This window comes from Rhizobacter koreensis, assembly GCF_013366375.1.
Taxonomy (GTDB): Bacteria; Pseudomonadota; Gammaproteobacteria; order Burkholderiales; family Burkholderiaceae_C; genus Schlegelella_A; species Schlegelella_A koreensis.
Window position 1 is genome coordinate 1 of the sequence record NZ_JABWMJ010000013.1, and the last position, 24,180, is coordinate 24,180.

The 24,180-nt window shown below is 64.4% G+C and carries 18 protein-coding genes and 2 pseudogenes; 11 read left to right on the forward strand and 9 right to left on the reverse strand.

The genetic code is table 11. The features are described 5' to 3' along the window. Positions 1-1,331: 1,331 nt before the first annotated feature. Positions 1,332-1,517: a hypothetical protein gene (locus HQN59_RS21770; RefSeq protein ID WP_176071232.1), complete on the reverse strand. Its 186-nt coding sequence runs from the start codon at positions 1,515-1,517 to the stop codon at positions 1,332-1,334. A 71-nt stretch (positions 1,518-1,588) separates the two neighbouring features. Here HQN59_RS21770 and lpdA point away from each other — a divergent pair, with 71 nt between their 5' ends. Together lpdA and HQN59_RS21780 are read left to right on the forward strand one after the other, a co-directional pair. Then, positions 1,589-3,034 carry a dihydrolipoyl dehydrogenase gene (lpdA, locus tag HQN59_RS21775; protein WP_176071233.1) on the forward strand — a complete coding sequence of 482 codons (1,446 nt, stop codon included), beginning with the start codon at positions 1,589-1,591 and terminating at the stop codon, positions 3,032-3,034. Positions 3,035-3,078: 44 nt separating this feature from the next. Next, on the forward strand, positions 3,079-4,143 hold the full coding sequence (locus HQN59_RS21780; protein ID WP_176071234.1) for a cytochrome b: 1,065 nt from the start codon (positions 3,079-3,081) through the stop codon (positions 4,141-4,143). Between the two features lie 378 nt (positions 4,144-4,521). Here HQN59_RS21780 and HQN59_RS21785 read toward each other — a convergent pair whose 3' ends face one another. From HQN59_RS21785 to HQN59_RS21810, 6 genes are all read right to left on the reverse strand, one after another. Further along, on the reverse strand, positions 4,522-6,327 hold the full coding sequence (locus tag HQN59_RS21785) for a sugar-transfer associated ATP-grasp domain-containing protein (protein WP_176071235.1): 1,806 nt from the start codon (positions 6,325-6,327) through the stop codon (positions 4,522-4,524). A gap of 231 nt (positions 6,328-6,558) precedes the next feature. Then, a complete protein-coding gene (locus HQN59_RS21790; RefSeq protein WP_176071236.1) occupies positions 6,559-7,092 on the reverse strand; it encodes a DUF6328 family protein in 534 nt (177 codons plus the stop codon). A gap of 272 nt (positions 7,093-7,364) precedes the next feature. Further along, complete coding sequence (locus HQN59_RS21795; RefSeq protein ID WP_176071237.1) at positions 7,365-7,931, reverse strand: phosphatase PAP2 family protein; 567 nt, start codon at positions 7,929-7,931, stop codon at positions 7,365-7,367. A 236-nt stretch (positions 7,932-8,167) separates the two neighbouring features. Further along, positions 8,168-8,803 (reverse strand): thiol:disulfide interchange protein DsbA/DsbL, encoded by a 636-nt coding sequence (locus tag HQN59_RS21800; protein WP_176071238.1) that lies wholly within the window; start codon positions 8,801-8,803, stop codon positions 8,168-8,170. Between the two features lie 626 nt (positions 8,804-9,429). Continuing rightward, positions 9,430-10,167, reverse strand: a complete 738-nt coding sequence (locus HQN59_RS21805) for a cytochrome c biogenesis CcdA family protein (RefSeq protein WP_176071239.1) — start codon at positions 10,165-10,167, stop codon at positions 9,430-9,432. Positions 10,168-10,360: 193 nt separating this feature from the next. Beyond that, complete coding sequence (locus HQN59_RS21810; RefSeq protein ID WP_342451276.1) at positions 10,361-12,226, reverse strand: FTR1 family protein; 1,866 nt, start codon at positions 12,224-12,226, stop codon at positions 10,361-10,363. Positions 12,227-12,411: 185 nt separating this feature from the next. On the opposite strand from HQN59_RS21810, the gene HQN59_RS21815 reads away from it, so the two are divergent. From HQN59_RS21815 to lspA, 3 genes are all read left to right on the forward strand, one after another. Then, positions 12,412-13,038 (forward strand): cation efflux transmembrane domain-containing protein, encoded by a 627-nt coding sequence (locus tag HQN59_RS21815; protein WP_176071241.1) that lies wholly within the window; start codon positions 12,412-12,414, stop codon positions 13,036-13,038. Between the two features lie 88 nt (positions 13,039-13,126). Next, positions 13,127-15,853, forward strand: coding sequence for a heavy metal translocating P-type ATPase (locus tag HQN59_RS21820; protein WP_246295088.1), 2,727 nt, complete (start codon positions 13,127-13,129; stop codon positions 15,851-15,853). Next, complete coding sequence (lspA, locus tag HQN59_RS21825; protein ID WP_176071242.1) at positions 15,843-16,349, forward strand: signal peptidase II; 507 nt, start codon at positions 15,843-15,845, stop codon at positions 16,347-16,349. Before HQN59_RS21820 ends, lspA begins: the two co-directional genes overlap by 11 nt. A gap of 25 nt (positions 16,350-16,374) precedes the next feature. On the opposite strand, the gene HQN59_RS21830 is transcribed toward lspA, so the two are convergent. Next, entirely contained in the window at positions 16,375-16,890 is a 516-nt protein-coding gene (locus HQN59_RS21830) for a protein-disulfide reductase DsbD N-terminal domain-containing protein (RefSeq protein WP_176071243.1), read from the reverse strand. Positions 16,891-16,985: 95 nt separating this feature from the next. Here HQN59_RS21830 and cadR point away from each other — a divergent pair, with 95 nt between their 5' ends. The 4 genes and pseudogenes from cadR to HQN59_RS21850 all read left to right on the forward strand — a co-directional run bounded on the left by cadR (position 16,986) and on the right by HQN59_RS21850 (position 20,416). After that, positions 16,986-17,432, forward strand: coding sequence for a Cd(II)/Pb(II)-responsive transcriptional regulator (cadR, locus tag HQN59_RS21835; RefSeq protein ID WP_176071244.1), 447 nt, complete (start codon positions 16,986-16,988; stop codon positions 17,430-17,432). Positions 17,433-17,626: 194 nt separating this feature from the next. Then, a pseudogene (locus HQN59_RS26315) lies at positions 17,627-17,773 on the forward strand (signal peptidase II); the annotation flags it as partial. Between the two features lie 63 nt (positions 17,774-17,836). Next, on the forward strand, positions 17,837-18,373 hold the full coding sequence (locus HQN59_RS21845) for a DUF6328 family protein (protein ID WP_176071245.1): 537 nt from the start codon (positions 17,837-17,839) through the stop codon (positions 18,371-18,373). Between the two features lie 237 nt (positions 18,374-18,610). Continuing rightward, positions 18,611-20,416 carry a sugar-transfer associated ATP-grasp domain-containing protein gene (locus HQN59_RS21850; protein ID WP_176071246.1) on the forward strand — a complete coding sequence of 602 codons (1,806 nt, stop codon included), beginning with the start codon at positions 18,611-18,613 and terminating at the stop codon, positions 20,414-20,416. Positions 20,417-20,900: 484 nt separating this feature from the next. On the opposite strand, the gene HQN59_RS21855 is transcribed toward HQN59_RS21850, so the two are convergent. Continuing rightward, a complete protein-coding gene (locus HQN59_RS21855; protein ID WP_176071247.1) occupies positions 20,901-21,593 on the reverse strand; it encodes a hypothetical protein in 693 nt (230 codons plus the stop codon). A gap of 764 nt (positions 21,594-22,357) precedes the next feature. On the opposite strand from HQN59_RS21855, the gene HQN59_RS21860 reads away from it, so the two are divergent. Together HQN59_RS21860 and HQN59_RS26320 are read left to right on the forward strand one after the other, a co-directional pair. Then, entirely contained in the window at positions 22,358-23,644 is a 1,287-nt protein-coding gene (locus HQN59_RS21860) for a sodium:proton exchanger (protein ID WP_176071248.1), read from the forward strand. Positions 23,645-23,893: 249 nt separating this feature from the next. Then, positions 23,894-24,035 (forward strand): annotated as a pseudogene (locus HQN59_RS26320) (IS5/IS1182 family transposase); the annotation flags it as partial. Positions 24,036-24,180 lie beyond the last annotated feature (145 nt).

A 24,180-nucleotide genomic window follows, 5' to 3' on the forward strand; every position in this document is an offset into this window, starting at 1 on the left:
GCTTGCGCGTCTTCTTGGTCGACAGATTCAAACCCAGGCCCAACTGCTTCATGGCTTCAGCGCGCTTGGCGATCATGGGCCTCAATCATGCAAGCTGCGGGCCGGTTTTGCAGAGCTTCCCTAGGGGGTACGCGCCCCAACGGATCACAGTTCTATGTGGTTTCATCCGGCCCTGCCCCTGTGTGTTAGTGACGATCAAGCCTCCCCCGTCTAGCGAAGGCCAACGCACGCATTACAGAGTCTGTAGCGGCTCAAGAGTCAAGGGGGTGGTGCGAGCTTGCTGCGAACTCGTACCGCAAGATGGACGCGACGTCCTCCCGCGACCTCATGAGCGCCGCGGTTAGTACGACAGCATCGGCGTGACCGTGACCGGCACGACCGGCTCGCGAGCGTAAAGACGATGATTGAGCCCCGGCGGCACCATCGAAGCGCCTCTTCGTGCCAGCCAGAGCGAACAGCGGCACCAAGACAAGCACGACGGTGATCATTGCGTAGGGCCGCTCGTCAATGCGCTCGAGCATTCGGCTGCCGATAGCGCGCCCTGCTGCGCACGTGCGGGACGCACCGTGACCGACCCTGATGCAGCTCAGCTCAGTCTCAAGCACAGCGCACCGGCAAGCGAATCGAGACGGCTCTGGACGCGATCGGCATGACCGCGTGCCGGAGACTGCGGCCGAGAAGCAGGAACCTGAACCGGCCCAGCCGTAACCCGGCACCAGCAAGTTGATGACGGGCATCGCAGGCGCGGGGGTGCTGCCGAGGCGATCAACTATATGACGTGCAACGATCGGACCTGGACGGTTAACGCGCTGACACAGGTGTCGATCGCCACGGGTGGCTGGCCCACGTCGAAGAAGGCTGGCTCACGCTGACGAGCGGGATTCCGAACATGGACTCGGCCAGGCGATCGCGGTCACCGAGGGCGAGTCTGATCGGGCAGTGTCCCTAGGCTGCGATGGTCGTGATCCTGTTCGCGCTTGTCGAGGTCATCTATGCATTCTCGCTTCATCGTGCGCGCAAGGCCGTTCGCGGGCTGCTGGCGGTGGCGGCCGGGACTGCAAGTGTCGACCGAGGCACCGATCACTGGCTAGAACTCCCCGTGGCGACGTGCACCGTAGACACGATGTTCGCCGACACAATCAACGTAACGGGTCGTTCGTCTACTGCGCGACAGCGCAAGCGAACCACTCGGCGCTCGCCCGCATCATCAACCCGTAATTTACCATGTGAGCGCGTGCCCGCCGCGGCGCGGGAGTGTGCTTGTCGGGGCGGCGCCTACCTCGGGCAGCAAGGTCCATTGCTCAGGGCGCCCGCGCTGAACAAGACGGGCACTATGACGTGATTGAGCCGAAGGACTTGGCGAGCCGGTCGGGCTCGGCGATTGCTGCGTCAAGCATCGCTGTGATCGAGCGCTGTGTTTGCTTGCTTTTCTGCTGCTGCGGCGCCGATGGATTGCGGTGCCGCGTGCAGGTTCCCGAGAAGTCGCCTGCATGCGAGCGCTTGTGGAGTTCAAGCAACAGACTCCGACTGAGGAAGCGCTCCCGGTCTCTTGTACATCATTCCGTGGTTACGCAAAGGCATAAGCTCCATGGTCAAAGAGGAAGTGTTTGACGTGCTCGTTATCGGCGCCGGCTCCGGGGGCTACATCGCCTCAATCCGCGCGGGACAGCTCGGTCTGAAGGTTGGATGTGCCGAAGCAAACCCCTACGCCGATCCGACCGGCGAGCCGAGGCCAGGAGGGACGTGTTTGAACGTGGGATGCATTCCCTCAAAGGCGCTGCTCTCCTCGAGCGAAGAGTTCGAGAAGATCCAGAGGCACGCGGGGGTTCATGGCATCCGGGCTGCCGGGGCAACGATCGACGTGCCTACGATGATCTCCCGCAAGGATGCGATCGTCACGAAGATGGCGAAGGGGATCGAGTATCTCTTCCGCAAGAATGCCGTTGCTTTCCTGAAGGGGTACGCCACCATCCTGAGCGGAAGCGCGGGCGAGTTTCGCGTATCAATCTCCAGGGACCAACAGACGCAACAGGTCACGGCGCGCCACTTGGTGATCGCGACGGGCTCGCTGCCTCGGCAGCTGCCCGGCATCACGATCGACAACGTTGACGTCTGCGACAACGCCGGCGCACTGAGTTTCCAGTCGGTGCCGCCGCGCTTGACCATCATCGGAGGCGGCGTCGTCGGACTCGAATTGGGTTCCGTCTGGCGGCGTCTGGGTTCTACCGTCACGGTGATCGAAGCATTGCCGGAGTTGCTGCCCATGTGCGATGTCGAAGTTGCGCAGGAGATGCACAAGCTGCTCGCGGCGCAGGGCCTCGACTTTCGACTGGGAGCGCGCGTGACCGGTGTCGAGCGAAACCAAGACGGCGCACTGCAGCTGAGGTATGTCGATCCGAGCGGAGCCCCGCATGTGCTTGGCTGCGACAAACTCGTCGTCGCAGTCGGTCGTGTTCCGATATCCGGCGCGATCGGACTCGAACGTATAGGCGTGAAGACCACCGAGCGCGGCTTCGTGGACGTCGATCAGCACTGCAGGACCTCGGTCGAGGGGGTTTACGCGATCGGGGACGTCGTGCGTGGCCCGATGCTCGCGCACAAGGCCGAGGACGAAGGCGTGATGGTGATGGAGCGCATCGCCGGCCAGGCAGGCCACGTCAACTACGATGCGATCCCCTCGATCATCTATACGAGCCCCGAGGTGGCTTGGGTCGGCCGCACCGAGCAGGAGCTCAAGGCAGCCGGTACCGCCTACCGGGCGGGCAAGTTTCCCTTCAGCGCCAACGGCCGCGCGCTCGGAAACGGCGACACGTCCGGATTCGTGAAAGTCCTGGCGGACGCGAAGTCGGACATCGTGCTGGGCGTGCACATCGTAAGCACGTATGCGTCCGAGATGATCGGCGAGGCGACGATGGCTATCGAGTTCAAGGCCGCGGCAGAGGACATCGGCCGAATCAGCCATGCGCATCCCACCTTGTACGAGGCCCTGCGGGAAGCTGCGCTCGCCGCGGGTACGGGGGCGCTCAATCTTTGAGTCCGGTGAGCCGTGGCATCGGCATCCGCAAACGGGAGCGTCGCATGAGCACTTCGGATCCGTCCCAAAGCGACTGCCGGTCCCAGCGCAGATGGTTGGCGGTCTTCGCATTTCTGCTCGCGGTTCTGGCTGCTGCAGACTTCTCGCTCCTCGCGGCCCGACAAGCGGCCTTCGGAGACTTGGACGGCCAACGTTGGGCGAGTGCGTGGAAGTGTCCCGCGGAGGAGCTTCGCCAAGAAGGCATCACGCCACGGCAATGCCAGCTGATGGCGGCACGCGCGGAGGCATTGATTGTTTCGTTGCCTGCGCCGCAGCGCGTCATCGTCATGTACGTGGCGCTGATCGCGGCTGTCGTCGCGGTCGCCAGTGCTCTGATCGCCATGGCGATGCTGCGCGGCCGAAGACGGAGCCAGCCCGCATTGCTGGCGGCATCGGGCATCATGCTGGCTACGGACGTCGTGTTGCTCGGGCTGCTCACGCCGTACGGATCGATGATCCTCGCCGACGAGTGGGCGCGCCTGGTGGGCTGGGCGATCGCCTATGCCGCGCTTTCGGGAGCGCTGCTGGGCATGCGAGCGCAGGCAGAGGTGTCGCCGAGCTCGGGGGCGCGGGCGCTTCCGGCCCTTCACTTGGCGATCGCGGTCTCCGTCGTATTCCTCCTGCTCGAGAGCCGGTGGTTCCTGTCGTTGCCGTGGGGCTACCTGCGCGTGTTTCCAACCCAGTTGCACAAGAACGTCGGTATCACCGTCGGGCTCGCGCTGATCCTCATGGCGCTCATCAGCTGGCGCAGCCCGCGGTCCGAAGCACTGTCGCCGCGGTGGGTAGGGACGTTGGCGAAGCTCGCGCACGCTGCAATGTACGTCGCGATGTTCGGCGCATGCGCCAGTGGGTACCTGTCCTCCGCATTCAGCGGCTGGCCGACTCGGCTGTGGTGGATGGTGGACCTACCCGCGTGGGCCCCCCACAGCGAAGAGATGAACGAGCTTTTCTCATCGATGCACTCGGTTTGCAGCTGGATCCTATTGAGCCTGATCCTGCTGCATGTGGCCGGTGCGCTCTACCACGTTGCACGCACTGGAGGGGTGCTGAGGAGAATGCTTCACTGGTAACCGGGTCCTAGCCGGCTTTGATTTTCTGGCTCAATCGGCTCGGACCACGAGTGCCGCATTGCGACCAAGAATATCGCCACGGTTGGAGCAGCAGCGACAGCCATTCTGAACGGCCATGCCCCCGCGCCGTTCCGTTAGCCGAACAGGCGCGAAAGATTGACGCAGGCGACGGGAAGGTTGGCGATCCTTGCTGGGGAATGCCACAGAACGCGACGAAGGGCGGGCGCCTTGCTGCTCACACGCACTCAAAAGCAGCAGCCCACGCGCGCTCACGAGAGCCGCCTTCGTCGATCCGGCCTGTGCAGCAGGGCTGATCGAACTAACGCGACCTCGCGGCTAGCTTCGCTAGCTTGGCGCGAAGAACCAGTTGACCGCGCCTCACTCAAGCCCGCGCAAGCGCCCCAGCAAATCGAGATGATGCTGTAACAAGGGCCCGAGCGGTCCACGACCGAATCCCTGGCGATAGACGCGCTGCGGGAACATGACGTCAAGGCTGTTGTTGCCTTCAAGCAGCAGCGGCCCCTCCGGCGTCAATGCCACGTCCCAGCCGATTAGCGTACGGTGATCGAAGAGACGGTGCGCTGCTTCGGCGAGCTGGCGGACCGCCGGCCAGCCCGCAAGAACGCGGCCGGCAACGGCTCTGCCGGTCACCGGATGGTGCGACCAGCGTTCAGCGCAGCGATCGAGCCGATCGCTCGCCAGGTCCCCAAGCCTACCGGTCGCCAAATCGATCGGCGCGCCCAGCTCGTCGTCAAAGGGCCATGTCGGCTCGAGTCGACCGAGGATGCGCAGCACGCCGTGAGTTGTGACGGGTTCTCCAGCCTCGTCCAGACACGTGATGACGCGCACCGCGACCAGCGATGACGAGGCGAGGTCCGCGATGGCAGCATGATTGAAGAGGCGAGGCTGCAGGATCCACGCTTTGCGCCGGCCCCGTTCCTCGAGCCGCCGGATCAACTGCTCGAGATCGATCTCGGCGCCCGCCGCATCGCGGAACCGCTGGGGCGCGATGCGCTGATAAACCGTAACGCCCCGCGCGCCGCGCCCGTGGCGAGGCTTGACACACAGGTCACGGTCGAGCATTTGGTGTGGCGCGCGCCATTCGATGCCACGCGCCCCGCCGCACAGGAGGATCGCCGGCACCGCGATACCCGCCCGCTTGCAGCAGTCCGCAAACAGCAGCTTGTCGGCCATCTCACTGGCCGCATACGGCTGCGAACGCATGCGGTTTAGCGCGTAAAGCAGCCCGTTCTTGGTTTCGTGGCGCGTGAGGTAGAAGCCGGCTTCGGCGGGGCCGGTCGCGCGGTACAGCTCCTGGTAGTAGTAGCTCAGCGGGTCAAAGCCGTCACGCAGCCCGAGAACGAGCAGGTCGCGCAGCTGCACCCAGCCGGATGCGATTTTCGCTCCGTGCAGTCGCCGTCCCACGGTGAGAGCGAGCCAGAGGCTCGTGATCACGATCAGGACCGCGCGCACGCCTGGATAGAAGGCAGCCCGCACTGGAGGGTAACTCGCCTTTCTGAAGAGCCGGGCGGCATCGAACAGCCAGCGCGCCCGGGAGCCGACGGCGAGTCCGAACGAAGCTGCAGTCGGCGCGGGCGGCCCCACCGTCCGCAAGACCAGCGCCATCACGTAGGACTCGATCGCGAGGAGCTCGGTCCACTCGCTGATCGAAGCGACGGCCTCGCCCCCGGCAACGATGCTCTTGAAGAGCGGTCCGTTCGCAAGGTCGAAGACAATAAAGGCCGCCTGAAAGACTAGCCCCAGGTGCCACGCAGATCGCGCCCATGGCCGCTCACGCGGATGGCGGACAATGCCGTACAGCAGCCGCGTCGCCGCGAGCCACAGCAGCACGTCCAGCCAGTCGTTCCGAATCACGCTGGTGTCCACGAGCCAATCCGAGGCTTGGATCGTCGCAAGCAGCGTCATCACGAGGAGCGCGGCGCACCAGCGGCGCCGCTCGACCCGATCTGCGGCATGTACCCACAGCTGAAACGTCGCCCAAGCGAAGCCCACCGCAACAGCGAAATTCGCGTTGAACTGAACGGGCGAGTCGAATCGCCACGCCGGCACGAGTGCCTCGAGCTGAGCCAAACCCGTCGCGGCAGCATAGGCGGCCGCCACGATGACGACGCCGAAGGCACTTCGCCTCTGCGTCGCGGCCAGCGGGCGCGGCGGGTCCTTCATCGATCGCATCTCTTGGGGGAGAACTTCGTAGGAACGTCCTTCGTCGCTCCAGCGCCACGGAGCCCATGCGCACCGGCGCGCTTCCGCACATGCGGCCTTCGATCCGAGTTATCCAGCGCGAGCCGAGGCGATGTGGGCGGCCGAGGCACGGCCGGGATCGCAAGCACGCATAACCCTTCCTCTCCGAGCATGACACCCCGTGACCAGCTCGACAGCTTCACGGGTGCCTCCTCAGTCGCGTCGCGGGTTCGTTGCCCTCGGCGGGACCTCGCGTCCGGGCGTCTCGGCCCCGTTGCGCGCGGCAGCCCCGCTCCATCGACGCCGAAGCAGCAGCGGAGCAAGCCACCATAGCGCCCCCAACACAGCCATGCACGCGGCGGCAATCACCAAGCCCAGCCGCGCTCCGAGCGTTTCGGACAGCACAAGCCAGGATGAAAGGATGAGCGCGCACGCCAAGAACACCGAGCCAATGAGCATCTGGCGCGAGATAAGGTCCTTGAACCGTTCGCGCTCGGTCAAAGGCCGCATCAAGCGGTGCTGATACGCCGGCGCCGTGAACAATATCAAGCTGATCAGACTCGACACAAAGCTGAAGACGAATATCACCTTTTCAAAATCGACAATCTTCGGAAATCCGGCACTGAAGGGAAGAGTCAGGAGAAATCCGGACAGCAGCTGCGCGCCTGGAAGGACGACCCTTAATTCGGCGAGCACGTCCCCAAGCTCGTTGTCAGGGTCTGCGCGCGAGTTTTCGGGCTGAGTCATGAGGGTCTCAACGGATGGTATGCGGGCGGGTAGCGCGGGTCATGTCTTCAGTGCTCGCAGTGAAACCCCTAAGGCCACTAGCTTCCACAGAGTCAAGCTCCGCGGAGGACCCCCACCCGCCCAAACCCCTTACGTGCCTAGACGAATGGTGTCTTGGGCTGCTCGCTTCGATGAAGCGATTCGGGCCCAACACATGACTGGTTGTGGTCACCGGCGCTGCCCGCCAGTCGCGGCGTGGGGATCGCAACCTGCTCGGGCCAGCATAACTGCGGTCAAGCGTGCGGCCATCGCCGTTCTCGCAGCCTTCTTGCCATGACCGCCAGCGCTTCGGCGGGACGGCGAGTCACTGCTACCCAAGTTGCGCCGAGCATGAATCCGGCAACCACGTCCACGGGGAAGTGGGCACCCAAGGCGACGCGTGACCAGCCCACCGCTCCGGCGAGCACAAGCAGGACGCACTTCCAGGGCCATCGAACCAGCGGGAAGACAATCGCGACCACGACCGCTGTGTAGACAGCGTGCCCGCTCGGAAATGAATTCAGGCGACCCGGCGCGCTCGCGACCCACAGCAGTTCGTGCCCCAGCACGTCGGCGGGGCGCGGAAACGCGAAAAGGGGCTTCGCCACCGCCGCAGTGAGCATGGCCGCCGCGAATGCCACAAGGAACCGGAACGGAGCGATTGCGGCCGAAGCAGTTCCCACGCGTGCGCGCCAATAGAACAGAAGCAGCGCAACCACGGGAGCGCCCCAGTAGCTGCCGACCGCGCTCAACACGCTGGCCACTCCAATAACTTCGGCGATGCTCCACGAATTGATCATGAGCATCAGCTGGGTGTTCAAGCCTCCCCAGTCGTAAAGCAAGTGTCGTAGCACTCCCGCATTCCCGATCAGCATGAGGTCCCGCTTTGCACCATCTCATCATTCATCGCGTTCAAAGACCACGACAAGCTGCCGCCCTGTCGCTCGTACGTGTCCATTCGCAACTGCGCTGAATCGCGCACAAGCAGAGCCCGTTCACACGGTCTGCAATCGGGGCGCAGCTGCAGGGAAAGTCCCTCGTCTGGCTGTCGTCAACGCTATGCGCCCTTCCGCGCTCGTTCAATTAGGTACTCGGCTACCTCGAGGGACTTTGGGTTCGAGCCAGCCATTGATCCGGACGTCAGCCAGCGCCCGTTCACGCCGATCGAGGGAGTACCCGAAACTCCATAGCCGCTCACTAGTGCGGTCGCCTGCTTCACCTTGGTCAGCACTGCGAATGAGTCCAAGGCCTGCAGAAACCGTGCGCGATCGACGCCGGCGACCGCCGCGAACGCGCCGATCTGCTCGGGGGTGTCCAATCTTATTCTCTGGGTGTGGATCGCGGCGAACACCTTTGGATGCAGCTCCTCCACCAGACCCATGCCTTCGATGGCGAAATAAAGCTTTTGATGAATGACGCCATCATTGCGAAACGCAACCGGGATGCGACGGAAGAGCACGTCCCGGGGAAGCTTCCTCTGCCAGCCGTCGAGGGCCGGCTCAAATGCGTTGCAGTGCCCGCAGCTGTAGGCGAAGAACTCGAGCACCTCGACTTGCCGGGTATCGCGCGTTGGCTGGCGCGACTGCAGGACAGCATAGTGCCGCCCCTCCACCGGCCGATCCTGAGCCGATGAGGGCAGGACGAACCCCGTCACGGGCGCGGAGAGTGCGATTGCAAACAGTCGTCGTTTCATGGAGTTGCCTGGCTGGAATTCGGGACCCGCCGATTAGAGACCCTGACGTCGGTACAGAGTCAAGGGGGTCATCGTGGCTGCGCCACGGCAGGAGATCAACGCGCGCCCCTCGCGCAACGCGAAACAGGTCCTCGATCGCCGATGCGTGCGTCTGACCCTGGCGTTAGGCAACCGCCCCGTGCTGCGGCTCGGACCAACACCCTGCGTACGAACGGCACCGGAGGCCGAACACGCGCGATGGGTTCCTGGAGACACTTGAGCAGATCGGCAGTTCGTGCCGGTGCCGAGCTCGATCCCGTTTGCCTGCAGTACGGCGCCGAGGTTTAGCGAACTGCCGCTCGCCCAGCTTGTGCTTCCAAGCAGACGCCGCACCTCCAGGGACGTCGTCGCGTCAGGCGCCGTTCGGGTCCGAGGTCGATACCCAGACGCGACGTAGCGCCGTGCTGTCGAGGTGAGCCTGTTGCGCGGCGTCAACGTGAGCGCCAGCACCGCTCCATCGGCAGGCTCGCCGAATCGCCGGGAGCATGTTCACCAATTCGGCTAACGCAGACTACTCGGCCGCCAGGTCGGCAAGCAGATGCGTCAAGCGCGCACGCTCCTGTCTGGTCGCATCGCCGCCCCAGTTGCTAGCCGATCGCACCCAATGAAGGAAAGACGCGCAGGAGCCAAATCGCGAAGACGGTCAGTTGCCCACTGATCATAGCGATGCCCATCAATACCATCACCGTCCCGGCCACGACGTTTACGGGACGACTCAAGCGGCGAATGGCGGTTTGATGACGCAACATGTTAGCGGTGAATGCCGCCGCGAGCAGGAATGGCAAGCCCAAACCGGCTGAGTAGAGGGTGAGCAGCGCGATCCCGTCACTTCGCCCGGATACGGCTGCCAACGTCAGAATGGCACCTAACACCGGTCCGATACAGGGTGTCCAGCCGAAGCCGAACGCAAGTCCTAGAACGTAGGCCCCGACCGGCCGCCCGCCTTGGATGCGCGGAGAAAATCGCACGTCGCGCTGGAACCAAATCAAGCGCCGAGATGCGCCGAGCATCGCGAGACCAACCAGCATGACGATGCCGCCGCCTGCTATCGACGCTTCGCGCCGATAACGGAGCAGCGTTTCACTCAGTGCAGAAGCAGAGGCGCCAAGCGCGACAAAGATCGTCGAGAAGCCCAACACGAACAGAAGCGCCAGCCAAACTGCACCCCATGCAATGCGTTCGTCCCGAGCCTCCTTGCCGGGTAGCGATCGCCCCGCGATGTAGGAGACATAGCCTGGGACCAGCGGGAGCACGCACGGCGAGAGGAAGGATGCTGCCCCCGCCAGAAAGGCCGCCGTCGGACCTACTGTCGTTTCGAACGCCATAGAAGCTGGTCGTGCAAACGGGCACTCATGGGACGGACGGCGCGGCAATCTGACGCTGGAGAGCTGAAACCAACTCCGGGCCATCCATGCGGGCTACGCCACTCATCGATCCGATTTCGCGCCCTTCTCGATTGATCCGCAGGGCCGCAGGTACGCTCATAGCCCTAAGGACGGCTAGGTGCACGCTGAACCATCAGGTTGCCTCAACGAGGCGCCTGCTGCGGGCACTCTGGCGTCGGTTGAACCAGAAACCGACGAGGGCCACAAGCGCCACAACGATCTGCGCCGCGAGCGTTTCCGCGGTGGGATAGGTGCCAAAGAACTCGAGACGCGGGAAGGCCACCGGGTGCGCGTCCAGTAGCCCTGCCTCTTGAAGCCCCTTGGCTCCCTTGCCAACCAAGATGACAGCAAGCACGGCCACCACGACCGAGCTGGCCGAAAAGAACTTTCCGACGGGGACTCTGGCGCTCGTGCGAAGCAGCACCCAACCGATCAAAGCGAGGATGACTGCAGCCGTCCCGAGTCCGAGCAACAAAGCACCGCCATTGCCTTGCGTCCACAAAGCGGAGAGGAAAAGCACCGTCTCGAACACCTCGCGATAGACCGCGACAAAGGCCAAGCCGGCCATGGCGTACGCCGAGCGCCGATTCATGGCGCTCGACATCTTGTCCTTGAGATAGGCCTGCCAGCGGCCTGAGGCGCTCTTCTGATGCATCCACAGGCCGACACCCAACAGAACCACCGCAGCAAAGACGGACGAGACGCCTTCGGTGACCTCCCGGCTTGCGCCGCTGATGCTCACGAGGTACGTGGCAGCAAACCATGTGAGGCCACCCGCAGCCAGGGCGCTGATCCACCCCACGTGTACGTGACGCAGCACCTCGGGACGCCCGGCCTTCCTGAGAAACGCGATCATGCCCACCACAACCAATAGAGCCTCGAAACCCTCACGAAGCAAGATGGTCAGTGCACCCGTGAACGCTGTCGTTGCTTCGGCTTTGGCAGGGTCGAGCTCCGAATCGACCGCAGCAAACAAGCCTTGGATGCGCCTCGCGCCCTCTGCCACCTCGCTCGGGCGGCCGTCAGCAATGGCTGCCCGGTACTCCAGCATCGCTGACTCCACTTGCGTGAGCAACACCTTGTTCGTGCCCGACAGCGCGGGCTCCAGCGGCTCAAAGCCGTCGAGGTAGGCGGACAGAGCCAAACGCGTCGCAGCCTGCTTGTCGCCCGATTCGTAAGCCGCAAGGCTCTCGTGTAACCGAGCCTTCGCAAGGGCGAGGCCAGTCGGGGCGGATCCAAGCACCGCAGAGGGCGAGGCGCGCAGGTACGCCGTGACGTCGCGTGCAGTTTGCGCATCCACACTCTCGGCAAGCACCGCTTCACTCGAGCGCGTCAGCGCCGCCAAGCCGTCAAAGCGGCTACGAAGCGCCTGGTCGGCGGCCCAGGTCGACGCGCCGCGTTGGCGCGCTGCATCGTCGTGCGACATGGTGCCCGCAAAGAAGGCAACCGCCCAGCGATCAGCCTCGGAGAGCTGCGTGAACGCCGGCATCGATGTACCGGCAACTCCCTGGGACACTGCCTGGTAGAGCGCGAGGACGCTGCGCTGGCGGGCGCGCTCTGCGTCCGTGAACGCAATCGGCTTCGGATCGAGCTTTGCGGCCATAGGACCGTCGCCAGCGCCTTGCGAGCCATGGCACGCCGCGCACTGCTGGCTGAAGACGGCCGCGCCGCGGGCCATGTCGGGAGGCTTCAACGGCGCGAGCGGGATGGGATACAGCCGCAGCACGGCGTCTGCCAAGTTCTTGGACAGCGCGGCCACTTCCCCTCCAGGGCGCTTGCCCTCGATCGCACGCTCGAGCTCCTGCGCCTTGGCGGTCAGCGCCTCCTTGCCGGTCACGGGCGGTAGGTCGTCCAAGCGCCTGAGGGCGGTCGACGAGAACTCCCGCATTTCCGCGAACTCGGCGGGGCTTGTAACTACGCCGTCTGCAACAGCGCCCGGATAGTCGACCGCCACGTAGTCGAGCAACTGCCACAGCTGGCGAACAGCATCTTCGTTCACCGCAGGTACCGCCCCCGCCACCCCGAGCAGGAACGCCAGCGACCAAGCTAGTATCCGGTGCACAACCTGATCCTCAAATAGGAATCATTATCACCTAGCCTGGTACTCGCGACTGCGAGATGGGGGCTTGACTCTCTAGCGTCTACAGGCTCTTAAACTGCCGATCCCATCCGGAGGCGGCAAGCATGAGCGGTTCTGACGACGACGACGTGGAGCTGGATGCCAGCCGGTCAGAGGACCGGCACATCCTGTGGCTGGTGCTGCTGATCAACCTTGGTCAATGCCTGATCGGCGTCCTGGTCGGGCTCTGGGCTTCGTCCACGGCAGTCATCGGCGCAGCACTAGACAACCTCGCCGACGCTTCGGTGTACGGCGTCAGCCTCTACGCCATAGGCCGGGCACCCGCGATCAAGGTGCGCGCAGCGCGCCTTTCGGGTTGGCTGCTGATATTGCTAGCGGTGATGCTGCTGGTCGAGGTGCTGCGCCGCTTCTTCGGCGGCGAGGCGCCCGTGGGTCCCGCCATGATGGCCATGGCGGCCGTGAACGCAGCGCTGAACATCGTCTGCCTGCGTCTGCTCAAGCGTCACCGCGGCGAGGACGTCAATTTCAAGGCCTCGGCCATCTTCACCAACAACGATTCGATCGTGAACCTTGCGATCGTGCTCTCGGGCGCGCTGGTGATCTGGCTCGGTTCCAACCTGCCCGATCTGATCCTGGGCTTGGTCGTCTCCGCGATCGCCGTGAACGGCGGCCGCGAGATCCTCACGGAAGCCAGAGAGGCAGGTGAAAAGGCCGAGAGCGGGGCTGCCTGACCACTCTACGCAACGGGACATGAACGGGCGCCTTGACTCTGCAGTTGGTACAGGGTGTGCAATTGGCTAAACGACCAAGAGGTTTACGATGAAGATCGATCAAGGAAGCACTTCACCCGCCTACAGCCCCGGATCGCCTGCGCAGCGAGTCACGAAGACGCTCCTGCACATTTCGAACATGGACTGCCGCTCGGAGGAAGCGGCGATCCGCGCCCGGCTCGGCCAGCTCGACGGTATCCAAACGCTCGACTTCGATCTGCCGAAGCGGCAGCTGTCGGTTGCTCACACACTGCCGTCGGTCGACTCCATCGTTGGCGAGCTGAAGGCGATCGGCATGCAAGCGAGCCTAGGCACTGCTGAGCCGCAGCAGCCGAGCCGCCAGACGCTGCCTGACTCCAGCTGCGCCTCATGCGAAGCGCCCTCCTTCGCTTCAGCTCCGGCTGCGGCCACGGGCAACACCACCCAGTTCGTGATCACCAACATGGACTGCCCGACCGAAGAGGCGCTGATCCGCAAGCGCCTGGGCAAGGTCGAGGGCGTCGATCGACTCGACTTCGATCTGATGAACCGCCGCTTGGCCGTGCAGCACCGCCTAGCCGACCCGGCGCCGGTGCTTGCCGCGCTCGGTGAGATCGGCATGCACGCAAACGTCGAGCGCGAGGCAGGACCGAGCCCGAAAGGACAGGCCGTCTACCTGATCGAGAAGATGGACTGCCCCACCGAAGAGGCGCTGCTGCGCAAGGCGCTGCAAGGCGTCTCGGGCGTGAGCGCCCTGCAGTTCAACCTGATGAGCCGCACGCTGACGGTCAGCCATACGTTGCCGGACGAGGCGCCGATTACCGCCGCGATCGAGCGCACCGGCATGGCGCCGGTACTGCGCGACCGCAACCAGCCAGCACCGGCCGTCACGCGCGAGTTCGGTACGGGCATTTCGCGAGACCAGTGGGTTCGCATGGGCGCTGCTGGCGTCTTGGCGCTGGGCGCTGAGGCCATGGCTTTTTCGGGGATGAGCGAAACCGGCTTGCCCGTGATTGCCGCGTCCTTGACGGCTATTGCGCTCGGCGGCACCGAGACCCTCAAGAAGGGCTGGATTGCCCTACGCACGCTTTCGCTGAACATGAACCTGCTGATGACGATTGCCGTCATCGGTGCGGCCTTGATCGGGCAATGGCCAGAGGCAGCCGTCGTCATCTGGCTGTTCGGGCTTGCCGAGATGATCGAGGCGCTCAGCCTCGACCGCGCTCGCAACGCCATCCGCAAGCTGATGGATCTGGCGCCTGAGACCGCGCTCGTCAAGCAGGCTGATGGACGCTGGGAGGAGGTCAAGGCGGAGAGCGTCGCCTTGGGTGCATTCGTGCGCGTGCGCCCGGGCGAACGCATCGCGCTCGACGGCGTGGTGGTGTCGGGCGCGTCCGCGGTCAATCAGGCGCCGATTACCGGCGAAAGCATGCCCGTGGAGAAGAAGCCGGGTGACACGGTGTTTGCCGGCACGATCAATGAGCGTGGCACGTTGGAGTTCGAGGTTCGTTCGCGCAAGGGCGAGACCACGCTCGACCGCATCGCCCGCTCGGTGCAGGAAGCGCAGGGTCAACGCGCACCGACCCAGCGGTTTGTCGATCGCTTCGCCGGCGTCTACACGCCCGTTGTCTTCGGGCTGGCAGTCGCGATCGCAACGATCCCGCCGCTCTTCTTTGGCGGCGTGTGGATGGACTGGATCTACAAGGCCCTGGTGATGCTGGTGATCGCCTGTCCGTGCGCCTTGGTGATCTCGACCCCGGTGACGGTGGTCAGCGGCTTGGCTGCGGCGGCACGCCGCGGGATCCTCGTCAAGGGCGGCTTGTACCTTGAGCAAGGACGTCTGCTGCGCGCGGTGGCACTCGACAAGACGGGCACCTTGACCCACGGCCGCCCGGCGCTCACCGACACCGTACCGCTTGGCACGGTTGACGAGGCCGGCGTGCTGCGGATAGCGGCCAGCTTGGATGCCTTGTCGGAACACCCCGTCGCGACGGCGATCGTCCGCGCGTACGGCGATCGGCCGCACGCGACAGTCGAGAGCTTCGAGGCATTGGCCGGGCGCGGCGTCAAGGGCGACATCGACGGCCAGACCTACTACATCGGAAACCAGCGGCTCGCGACCGAGCTCGGCGTCGTCAGCGACAAAGTCCGTGAGGTGCTCGAGCAGCTAGAGGCGCAAGCCAAGACCGCCGTCGTGCTGGCGACCGAGAAGCATGCGTTGGCTGTGCTAGCTGTGGCTGACACGATTCGCGACAGCAGCAAGCAGGCCGTGGCAACGCTCAAGCAGATGGGGGTTGAGCCCGTAATGCTCACGGGCGACAACCGCAAGACCGCCGAGGCGGTCGCGGCACAGGTCGGCATCACCGATGCGCGTGGTGAAATGCTGCCGCACGACAAGCTCGCAGCGATCGAGGAGCTCGCCAGCCGCGGGCCTGTGGGAATGGTGGGCGACGGCGTGAACGACGCGCCTGCGCTTGCCAAATCGAACATCGGCTTCGCGATGGGAGCCGCCGGCACCGATACCGCGATCGAGACGGCCGACGTGGCGCTGATGCAGGACGATCTGCGCAAGCTGCCCGAGTTCATCGCGCTCTCGCGGCGGGTCGGCGGGGTCCTCAAGGCCAACATCGCTTTTGCGATCGGCACCAAGGCGATCTTCATGGTGCTCGCGTTCACCGGTCACGCAAGCCTGTGGCTTGCGATCCTCGCGGATATGGGCGCGAGCCTGCTGGTGGTCTTCAATGGCCTTCGTCTTTTGGGAAGGTCGCCCGCGGCCGAGCGAGCGCATGCGGACTGATTGCAGCGTTCGCCTGGCGTTTGCGCTCGCCGCGCTGGTGGTGGCAGCCGATGCCGCCACCAAGGGGATCATTGCTGCCGTGGTGCCGTACGGCTCAAGTCACGAGTGGCTGCCGGTCCTCAACATCGTGCACCTGCTCAACCGAGGCGCCGCCTTCAGCTTCCTGCACGATGCAGGCGGCTGGCAGCGGCTCTTCTTCATCGGCGTGGCATTGGTGGCGTCGGTGCTGCTCGTCTTCATGATCAGGCGCGCGGACAGCTCACGCGCCGAACGGATCAGCTTCGGCCTCATCCTTGGAGGCGCCGTAGCGAACATGATCGACCGCATCGCACGCGGCGCCGTCGTGGACTGGATCGACGTCCATTGGGCCGCGCATCACTGGCCTGCGTTCAACGTCGCCGACATCGGCATCACGATGGGCGCGGCCTTGCTGATCGCTTATGAGCTTTTCGGGCGCAAGAGGGCTCAGCAGCGGGCCGAGCAGGAACGCGCATGAGCTGCAGTCAACCCAGCCGCGCCCGCTATGGCAGGTTGAAGTCGCTGAAAGCCTCCGTGGGCGGATAGCACAAGCCGATCTGTTCGTTGCAGCCTTGGTACGTGGTGACCAAGGTGAACTTCGCCGGCTTGCCCGCCTCTCGCGCGAGCGGCACGGAGATCTGCACCACGTCGCGGTAGACCTCTTGTTCACCGAGGAACGGGTCCTTCTTGGGCAGGCCGCGCGGAAGTGCAACCGCTCCAACACGGGCTCCGACCGCGTCTTTAAGCGCGAAACTGATCTGGCTTCTGTAGAGGTAGTGGTGAGGGACCGGTGCGAACTGCGCCACGAGCGTGGTTGCGTCGACCGCCTCGACCTTCAGCGGGAACGCTTGCTCGGGTGGCAGGGGTTCGGCCGATGCACCGGTTGCGTTCGGACGGGAGGTGGGCGCCTCTTGCGTTGTGGATGGGGGCGACGGCTTTTGCTCCGAGCAGGACGCCAGCGCGAGCAACGAAAGCGTGCAAGCGGCAGCACGTGGCCAAGCCTTGACGGGAATGTTCATGCAGGTTACCCCTAGTGCTATCCGGGTATGAAGAGGGTACAGATTACAAACCCTCCAGTATATGTAGAGTCAAGAGTTTAGCCTCAGGAGAACAGGTGAAGATCGGCGAACTATCCAAGGCGAGCGGCACGGCCATCGAGACGATCCGCTTCTATGAACGCGAGGGGCTGCTCGCAGCCCCTGCCCGCACGGAAGGCAACTACCGGATCTACGGAGACGCCCACGCGGAGCGGCTGGCGTTCGTTCGGCACTGCCGTTCGCTCGACATGACGCTGGATAAGATTCGGGCACTGCTGCGGTTCAAGGATTCCCCCGCCGAGAACTGCGGAGAAGTGAACGCGCTTCTGGATGCTCAAATCGGGCACGTGGCCGATCGAATCCGGGATCTTCGAGCGCTCGAGAAGCAGCTGAATTCGCTGCGCCAGCAGTGCCTTGATCTCCAGGGCAAGGACTGTGGAGTCCTGCAGGCGCTCGTGAAGGATGCGCGATCGTCGAACCGTTCGAACCCGAAGCGACAGCACGTGCAGGGTGCCCATGGCTAACCTGCGCCCAGGCCAACCTAGCGCGCCGGCTCGAGTCGGGTCACCGCAGCCCAAGACGCAATTCGTCTAGGCACATAAAGGCTTTGGGCGGGTAGGGATCTTCGAGGGGGAGCTTGACTCTACGGCAGCTAGAGGCCTTAGGGTTCCACCATGAGCACTAAAAACATCACCCGCGGCGCTGCGGGGAAGCGCTTGTCAACGGCATTGACCGCGCTGTGCGAGGCGAAGTTGTCAAGTATGTCGATTTTCACGTACGTCGTTGGCACTGGCGTGCGTTCGAATTCGTCGACCTCCCCATCACCTTTGGGGGCGGCGTCGATCGTCCTGGCGACGGTTCTTGACCGGCCGCGCGCATTGCCGCATGACCCGCCGTACTCGCCCGCAAACCATCCGCTGAGGCCCACATGAGTCAGCCCGATAACTCGGGCGCACAACCCGACAACGAACTTGGGGACGTGCTAGCCGAGTTAAGAGTCGTTCTTCCCGGCGCGCAGCTACTCTCCGGATTTTTGCTGACTCTTCCCTTCAGTACCGGGTTTGCGAAGATTGTTGATTTCGAGAAAGTCATTTTTGTCTTCAGCTTTGTGTCGAGTCTGATCAGCTTGATCTTGTTCACGGCGCCGGCGTATCAGCACCGCTTGATGCGGCCTTTGACGGATCGCGGGCGTTTCAAGGACCTTATCTCGCGTCAGATGCTTGTTGGGTCGGTGTTCCTCGCGTCCGCGCTCATCCTCTCATGCTGGCTCGTGCTGTCCGAAATCGTTGGCGCGCGCTCCGGCTTGGTGGTTGCCGCCGCTTGTATGGCTGTGTTGGGGGCGCTGTGGTGGCTTGCTCCGCTGCTGCTTCGGCGGCGATGGAGCGCGGCTTCGGCGCGCAACGGCGTTGAGGCGACGCCCCGAGGCGAAGTCTCATCGAGGGCAACGAACCCGCGATTTGATTGACCGGCACCCGCCGCTGTCGAGCTGCTCACATGGCGAGATGTCAGCTTTGATGGTTAAAGAAGAGTTAGACGTGCTTGCGATCTCCGCCGCCCATCCGCTGCCCACATCGCCTCGGCTCGCGCTGGATAACTCGGATCGAAGGCCGCATGTGCGGAAGCGCGCCGGTGCGCATGGGCTCCGTGGCGCTGGAGCGACGAAGGACGTTCCTACGAAGTTCTCCCCCAAGAGATGCGATCGATGAAGGACCCGCCGCGCCCGCTGGCCGCGACGCAGAGGCGAAGTGCCTTCGGCGTCGTCATCGTGGCGGCCGCCTATGCTGCCGCGACGGGTTTGGCTCAGCTCGAGGCACTCGTGCCGGCGTGGCGATTCGACTCGCCCGTTCAGTTCAACGCGAATTTCGCTGTTGCGGTGGGCTTCGCTTGGGCGACGTTTCAGCTGTGGGTACATGCCGCAGATCGGGTCGAGCGGCGCCGCTGGTGCGCCGCGCTCCTCGTGATGACGCTGCTTGCGACGATCCAAGCCTCGGATTGGCTCGTGGACACCAGCGTGATTCGGAACGACTGGCTGGACGTGCCGCTGTGGCTCGCGGCGACGCGGCTGCTGTACGGCATTGTCCGCCATCCGCGTGAGCGGCCATGGGCGCGATCTGCCTGGCGCTTGGGGCTAGTCTTCCAGACGGCCTTTATCGTCTTCGACCTTGGGAACGGGCCGCTATTCAAGAGCATCGTTGCCGGCCCCGACGCCGTGGCCTCGATCAGCGAGTGGACCGAGCTCCTCGCCATCGAATCCTACGTGATGGCGCTGGTCTTGCGGACGGTGGGGCCGCCGGCGCCGACTGCAGCTTCGTTCGGCCTCGCCGTCGGCTCCCGGGCACGCTGGCTGTTCGATGCTGCCCGGCTCTTCAGAAAGGCGAGTTACCCTCCAGTGCGGGCTGCCTTCTATCCGGGCGTGCGCGCGGTCCTGATCGTGATCACGAGCCTCTGGCTCGCTCTCACCGTGGGACGGCGACTGCACGGAGCGAAAATCGCATCCGGCTGGGTGCAGCTGCGCGACCTGCTCGTTCTCGGGCTGCGTGACGGCTTCGACCCGCTGAGCTACTACTACCAGGATCTGTACCGGGCGACCGGCCGCGCGGAAGCCGGCTTCTACCTCACGCGCCACGAGACCAAGAACGGGCTGCTCTACGCGCTGAACCGCATGCGGGCGCAGCCGTATGCGGCCAGTGAGATGGGCGACAAGCTGCTGTTTGCGGACTGCTGCATACGGGCGGGTATCGCGGTGCCGGCGATCCTCCTGTGCGGCGGGGCGCATGGTATCGAATGGCGCGCGCCACGCCCGACGCTCGACCGAGACCTCTGCGTTAAGCCTCGCCACGGCCGCGGTGCGCGCGGCGTCACGATTTACCAGCGCATCGCGCCCCAGCGATTCCGCGATGCAGCGGGCGCCGAAATCGATCTCGAGCAGTTGATCCGGCGGCTCGAGGAACGGGGTCGGCGCATGCCGTGGATCCTGCAGCCGCGCCTCTTCAATCATGCGGCGATCGCCGACCTCGCCTCGTCGTCGCTGATCGCGGTCCGCGTCATCACATGCCTGAACGAGGCCGGAGAACCCGTCACAACCCACGGCGTGTTGCGCATCCTCGGTAGGCTGGAGCCGACGTGGCCCTTTGACGACGAGCTGGGCGCCCCGATCGATTTGGTGACCGGGGCGCTTGGGGAGCTGGCGAGCGATCGGCTCGATCGCTGCGCTGAACGCTGGCCGCACCATCCGATGACCGGCAGAGCCGTTGCGGGCAGCGTTCTTGCGGACTGGCCGGCGGTCCGCCAGCTCGCCGAAGCGGCGCACCGTCTGTTTGATCACCGCACCCTAATTGGCTGGGACGTGGCATTGACGCCCGAGGGGCCGCTGCTACTCGAAGGCAACAACAGCCTTGACGTCATGTTCCCGCAACGCGTCTATCGCCAGGGATTCGGTCGTGGACCGCTGGGGCCATTGTTACAGCATCATCTGGAATTGCTGGGGCGCTCGCGCGGGCTTGAGTGACGCGCCGTCAGCTGGCGGCCCTCGGGAGCGATGGAGGGCCGCTGCTTTCCTCCGACCGTTCTGCAGCCGCCAAGCTCCCCTCGGCGCCCCGTCCGCGGGTGAGAGGTACTTGATGCACGCCCCACCCAAGTCGACCGAGAAGGGCCTCCGCCATAAACGTTACGAGAGTTGGCCTCCACCTGCCAAAAAGCGTCTTCCATTCGCCGTGGTGACGTTCGCACCGAGGAAGGCCAGCCAGTCGTAGCGAGATATCGAGGAGTGCGTCGCGAGTAGGAAGGCGCCCAAAATTCCGAGGCTGGCGCCGATCCACTCAAGCGCGACGGGGTACGTCGGTCAGAGCTTCGTTGTGGCCCAGAGCACCAGCAGGTGCAGCCGCTAAAAGCTAAAAGACGTAGAACACGTGCCGCACTCGCGACTCGCGGCGTCGTGTCGGACAGTCGCGTCGCCACGAAGACGAGCGGCAGCCGGGCCACTCCTACTAGGCTCAGAACAGCCCGAAGCTCCTCTGCATCGCAAATAGTGCCCGGAATGCAGGCGACTGTTGCCCCAACCCCACACCGACACCTCCGGAGAGCGTAAAGCCATTGCTGATCTCATGCCGCAATCCGAGTTCCAGGATCGTCTGAGTAGCATTTACTTCTGGCTTGGCGCCTCGCACGACATCGGCCACGAGCGCCGTGCGATCGCTGATCAGCGCGGAAAGCGCAAGACTTGCCTCGAGCTGGTCATCGCGCTGCGTGGCGCTCGGTTGCAGCCGGTGCGTCCAGGTCAGATTCACGTGCAGGCGTGGACTCCGCTCCGAGGCGCCGAGGGATTTGGTGGCGATGCCTCGCAGGGTGTACTGGGCCGTCTTGTGCCCGGCGCCGTACGGGTGCTGATAGGAGGCTTTCAGCGCGAGCGCAGGCAGGTACGCGGTCTGCTCGGTGAAGCGGTAGAGTGCTCCGGCGCCGACGTTGCCTTGCTTCGCGCCGCTCTGGGTGCCCATGGCGTACGGCACGCTCAGGTCTAGTTGCAGCCCCGACATGGCGCCTACCTTCAGCGTCGGCTCGATGGTCCACAAATCGGACCCGCGGCGGTTGTTGTTGTCGCGGGTGAAGCGGAACACGCCCTGCAACTCGAGCGCGCCCAGGCGGGTCTCGTAGGCGTCCTCGGTCTGCACGGGCACGAACGTGCTCAAGCTTTGCGGGTCGGCCAGTGCTTTGTCTACCGACGGGAACAACAGGACGGCCGCAATCGAGGCTACGCGGGCCCAGCAGGGAACGAGGCGATGGAGCGGCCGAACGGAACCACGTTCTCGCGCGCCCGATAAAGACTTCACGTCAGATTGCACAGAACACCCCATAAAAAAACGCGTCGCAAGCTTGGGCACCCAACGCCAGGCCAGTTGCCTCGCCACCCAGCAATCAGCAGGCCATCTCTACCTCTCGCTCATGAGCGCTGACGCGAATACCCGCTGACGCCGCAACCAATCGTGAAGCGCTGCGTTCCCGCGAGCGGGCGTCGAGCCTTTCGGGTGCCAGACCGAGCATCTCGGGCATGGGATTTGCCGTCCAGCGTCACTGTAGGTGCCTGCGCTGCTGTAGGCGCTCGATCCGTTGCACCATGCCGGCTGCTTGGCTAGTCGACATGCGAGTGGCGTCGACTGCGCTGCGCGAAGGCATCGGGCTGTTCGTGCTGGTGGTGCCGTTGATGCACGCGTCTAATGGGGACATGCTGCTGGCGTACTGCCCGTGCTTTTCCGGGTTTCTTAGATCCGAACAGACGGCTCCGCATTTTCCCATCAACCTGGTCGCATTTTTGGTTGTCGTCTCCCCGCATCGGCCAACCTCGTCTTGTACTCTAATACTGCCGACCTGACCAAGTCTGATCGGACCCAGCGCCAGTTCGACGCTTTCGTGGCGCTCACAACTCCAATGACAGCAGTCGCAAGGAGACTCGTCGATGAGGCGGTTCCTGATGTTCCTCGCTATCGCGGTGGCGGCCATCATTCCTGCAGTCGTGCTGCGCCTGAGTGGCTGGCGACCGGGGCCGGTCATCGACACCGCGATATTCGGTACGGCGGTGCTGGCGGCGGGATTCATGCTGTCGTGGGGCGCCGAGGCAGCCGAGAAGCGGATTGCGCAGGGCCTGATCCTGGCACTCGTCGCATTGGTGACGGTGCTGCCGGAATACGCCGTCGACCTGTACTACGCCTATCAGGCCGGCAAGGCCCCGGATTCCAACTACGTCCACTACGCTGCCGCCAACATGACCGGCGCCAACCGGCTGCTGGTGGGCCTGGCCTGGCCGCTGATGGCGATCCTGCACTGGCTGCGCACGCGCCAGCGCGGCATTGCGATGGCGACCGTGAACGTGGTCGAGATCGGCTTCCTGCTGGGGGCCAGCCTTTATGCGTTCGTTATCGTGCTGAAGAACCGCATTGACGTGTTCGACAGCGTGGTTCTGGTGCTGCTATTCGGGGCCTATCTGTGGACGACCGGCCGCATGCCCAAGGTGGACGAGGCGCTCGCGCAAGACGACGAGCCGGGCTTGGCGGCTGCACTGTCGACGTTGTCGCCGGCGCGCCAGTGGGTCTGGATGGGCGGGCTCACCGTCGTCGCAGCGATCGTCATTCTTGCCTCTGCGGAGCCCTTCGCCGAGTCGATCGTTGCTTCAGGCCGCGTGCTCGGCATTGACGAGTTCTTGCTCATCCAATGGCTGGCACCCTTGGCCAGCGAGTCGCCAGCGGTCGTCATCGCCGTGCTGTTTGTCTTGTCCAACCGCGCCGAAGGCGCGCTGACGACGATGATCAGCGACAAGATCAATCAGTGGACACTGCTGGTCGGCATGCTGCCGCTGGCAATGAGCGTCGGCTTCGGCGGCATCACGTCACTGCCGCTCGACGCCCGCCAGCACGAGGAGTTCTTCCTCACCGCAGCGCAGTCGCTGTTCGGCGTGGCGCTCCTGCTTCGGCTGCGCTTCAGCCTGCTCTCGGCGCTCGCGCTGGCGCTGCTGTTCTCGGTGCAACTGGTCATCGCCTTCCTCTTTCGCAACGAGCCCGCACGGGCCATCGAGTCGCTGACCATGCTTGCCTGGGTGTATCTGGTGCTCGCGGCGCTGGTCTTTGTTCCCGGAGCGCCCAGCGCCTGGCGGGCTGCGGTCGGACTGCGGACGGCGGTCATCAAGAGCAGGCTTGACGCCGCCGCGAAGCCAGGCTCCGGTGCGGCGGAAGCGGCCACGAAGAGATGACCACCACAGCGAAGGAGAGCCTGCACGAGCCAATCGGCGAACACGCTGCTGTTGCGGATGGCAGCTCCTGCCCCGAGCGGCAACCTGCGGCGCCTTCGAGGTGAGCCATACGGGTTTGCTCCTTAGCGCGCTAACTGCAAGCTCCGGCGCTGAGTTGCGCGACGGAGCAAGGACGCGCAACTCCCCCGCGGCGGCTCGTGGATCTGCATGATCCGCAGTGCGCCAGCAGACGCAGGAGCTCTCGCTACATTGCGCGACAGCTTAGAGCATGTCTTTGCTGTGGTCAGGAGGATGTGGGGCTTCGGCAAGGCGCGCTATCGGGGACTGGCGAAGAACGCCACGCGGGCGTTCGTAGCCCGTCTTCCTTGCGCGCCGGCGCCTGCTGGCATGAGTACGTCCGCATGTCGGCGCACGAGGCACCCGGTCCGCGCAAATCGCGGGAAGTCGCGTCAACAGGCGGCCCAGAACACTGCAACGCCAGATAGGCGATCGGCTCCTGGTGCCACCCTCAATCCACTGGCCTTGATCAGCGTTGC

Excerpts from the sequence above, each read along its gene's own strand:
- lpdA (WP_176071233.1), top strand. The coding sequence starts at position 1,589 with ATGGTCAAAGAGGAAGTGTTTGACGTGCTCGTTATCGGCGCCGGCTCC.
- HQN59_RS21780 (WP_176071234.1), top strand. The coding sequence starts at position 3,079 with ATGAGCACTTCGGATCCGTCCCAAAGCGACTGCCGGTCCCAGCGCAGA.
- HQN59_RS21785 (WP_176071235.1), bottom strand. The coding sequence starts at position 6,327 with ATGAAGGACCCGCCGCGCCCGCTGGCCGCGACGCAGAGGCGAAGTGCC.
- HQN59_RS21790 (WP_176071236.1), bottom strand. The coding sequence starts at position 7,092 with ATGACTCAGCCCGAAAACTCGCGCGCAGACCCTGACAACGAGCTTGGG.
- HQN59_RS21800 (WP_176071238.1), bottom strand. The coding sequence starts at position 8,803 with ATGAAACGACGACTGTTTGCAATCGCACTCTCCGCGCCCGTGACGGGG.
- HQN59_RS21805 (WP_176071239.1), bottom strand. The coding sequence starts at position 10,167 with ATGGCGTTCGAAACGACAGTAGGTCCGACGGCGGCCTTTCTGGCGGGG.
- HQN59_RS21815 (WP_176071241.1), top strand. The coding sequence starts at position 12,412 with ATGAGCGGTTCTGACGACGACGACGTGGAGCTGGATGCCAGCCGGTCA.
- HQN59_RS21820 (WP_246295088.1), top strand. The coding sequence starts at position 13,127 with ATGAAGATCGATCAAGGAAGCACTTCACCCGCCTACAGCCCCGGATCG.
- lspA (WP_176071242.1), top strand. The coding sequence starts at position 15,843 with ATGCGGACTGATTGCAGCGTTCGCCTGGCGTTTGCGCTCGCCGCGCTG.
- HQN59_RS21830 (WP_176071243.1), bottom strand. The coding sequence starts at position 16,890 with ATGAACATTCCCGTCAAGGCTTGGCCACGTGCTGCCGCTTGCACGCTT.
- HQN59_RS21845 (WP_176071245.1), top strand. The coding sequence starts at position 17,837 with ATGAGTCAGCCCGATAACTCGGGCGCACAACCCGACAACGAACTTGGG.
- HQN59_RS21850 (WP_176071246.1), top strand. The coding sequence starts at position 18,611 with ATGAAGGACCCGCCGCGCCCGCTGGCCGCGACGCAGAGGCGAAGTGCC.
- HQN59_RS21860 (WP_176071248.1), top strand. The coding sequence starts at position 22,358 with ATGAGGCGGTTCCTGATGTTCCTCGCTATCGCGGTGGCGGCCATCATT.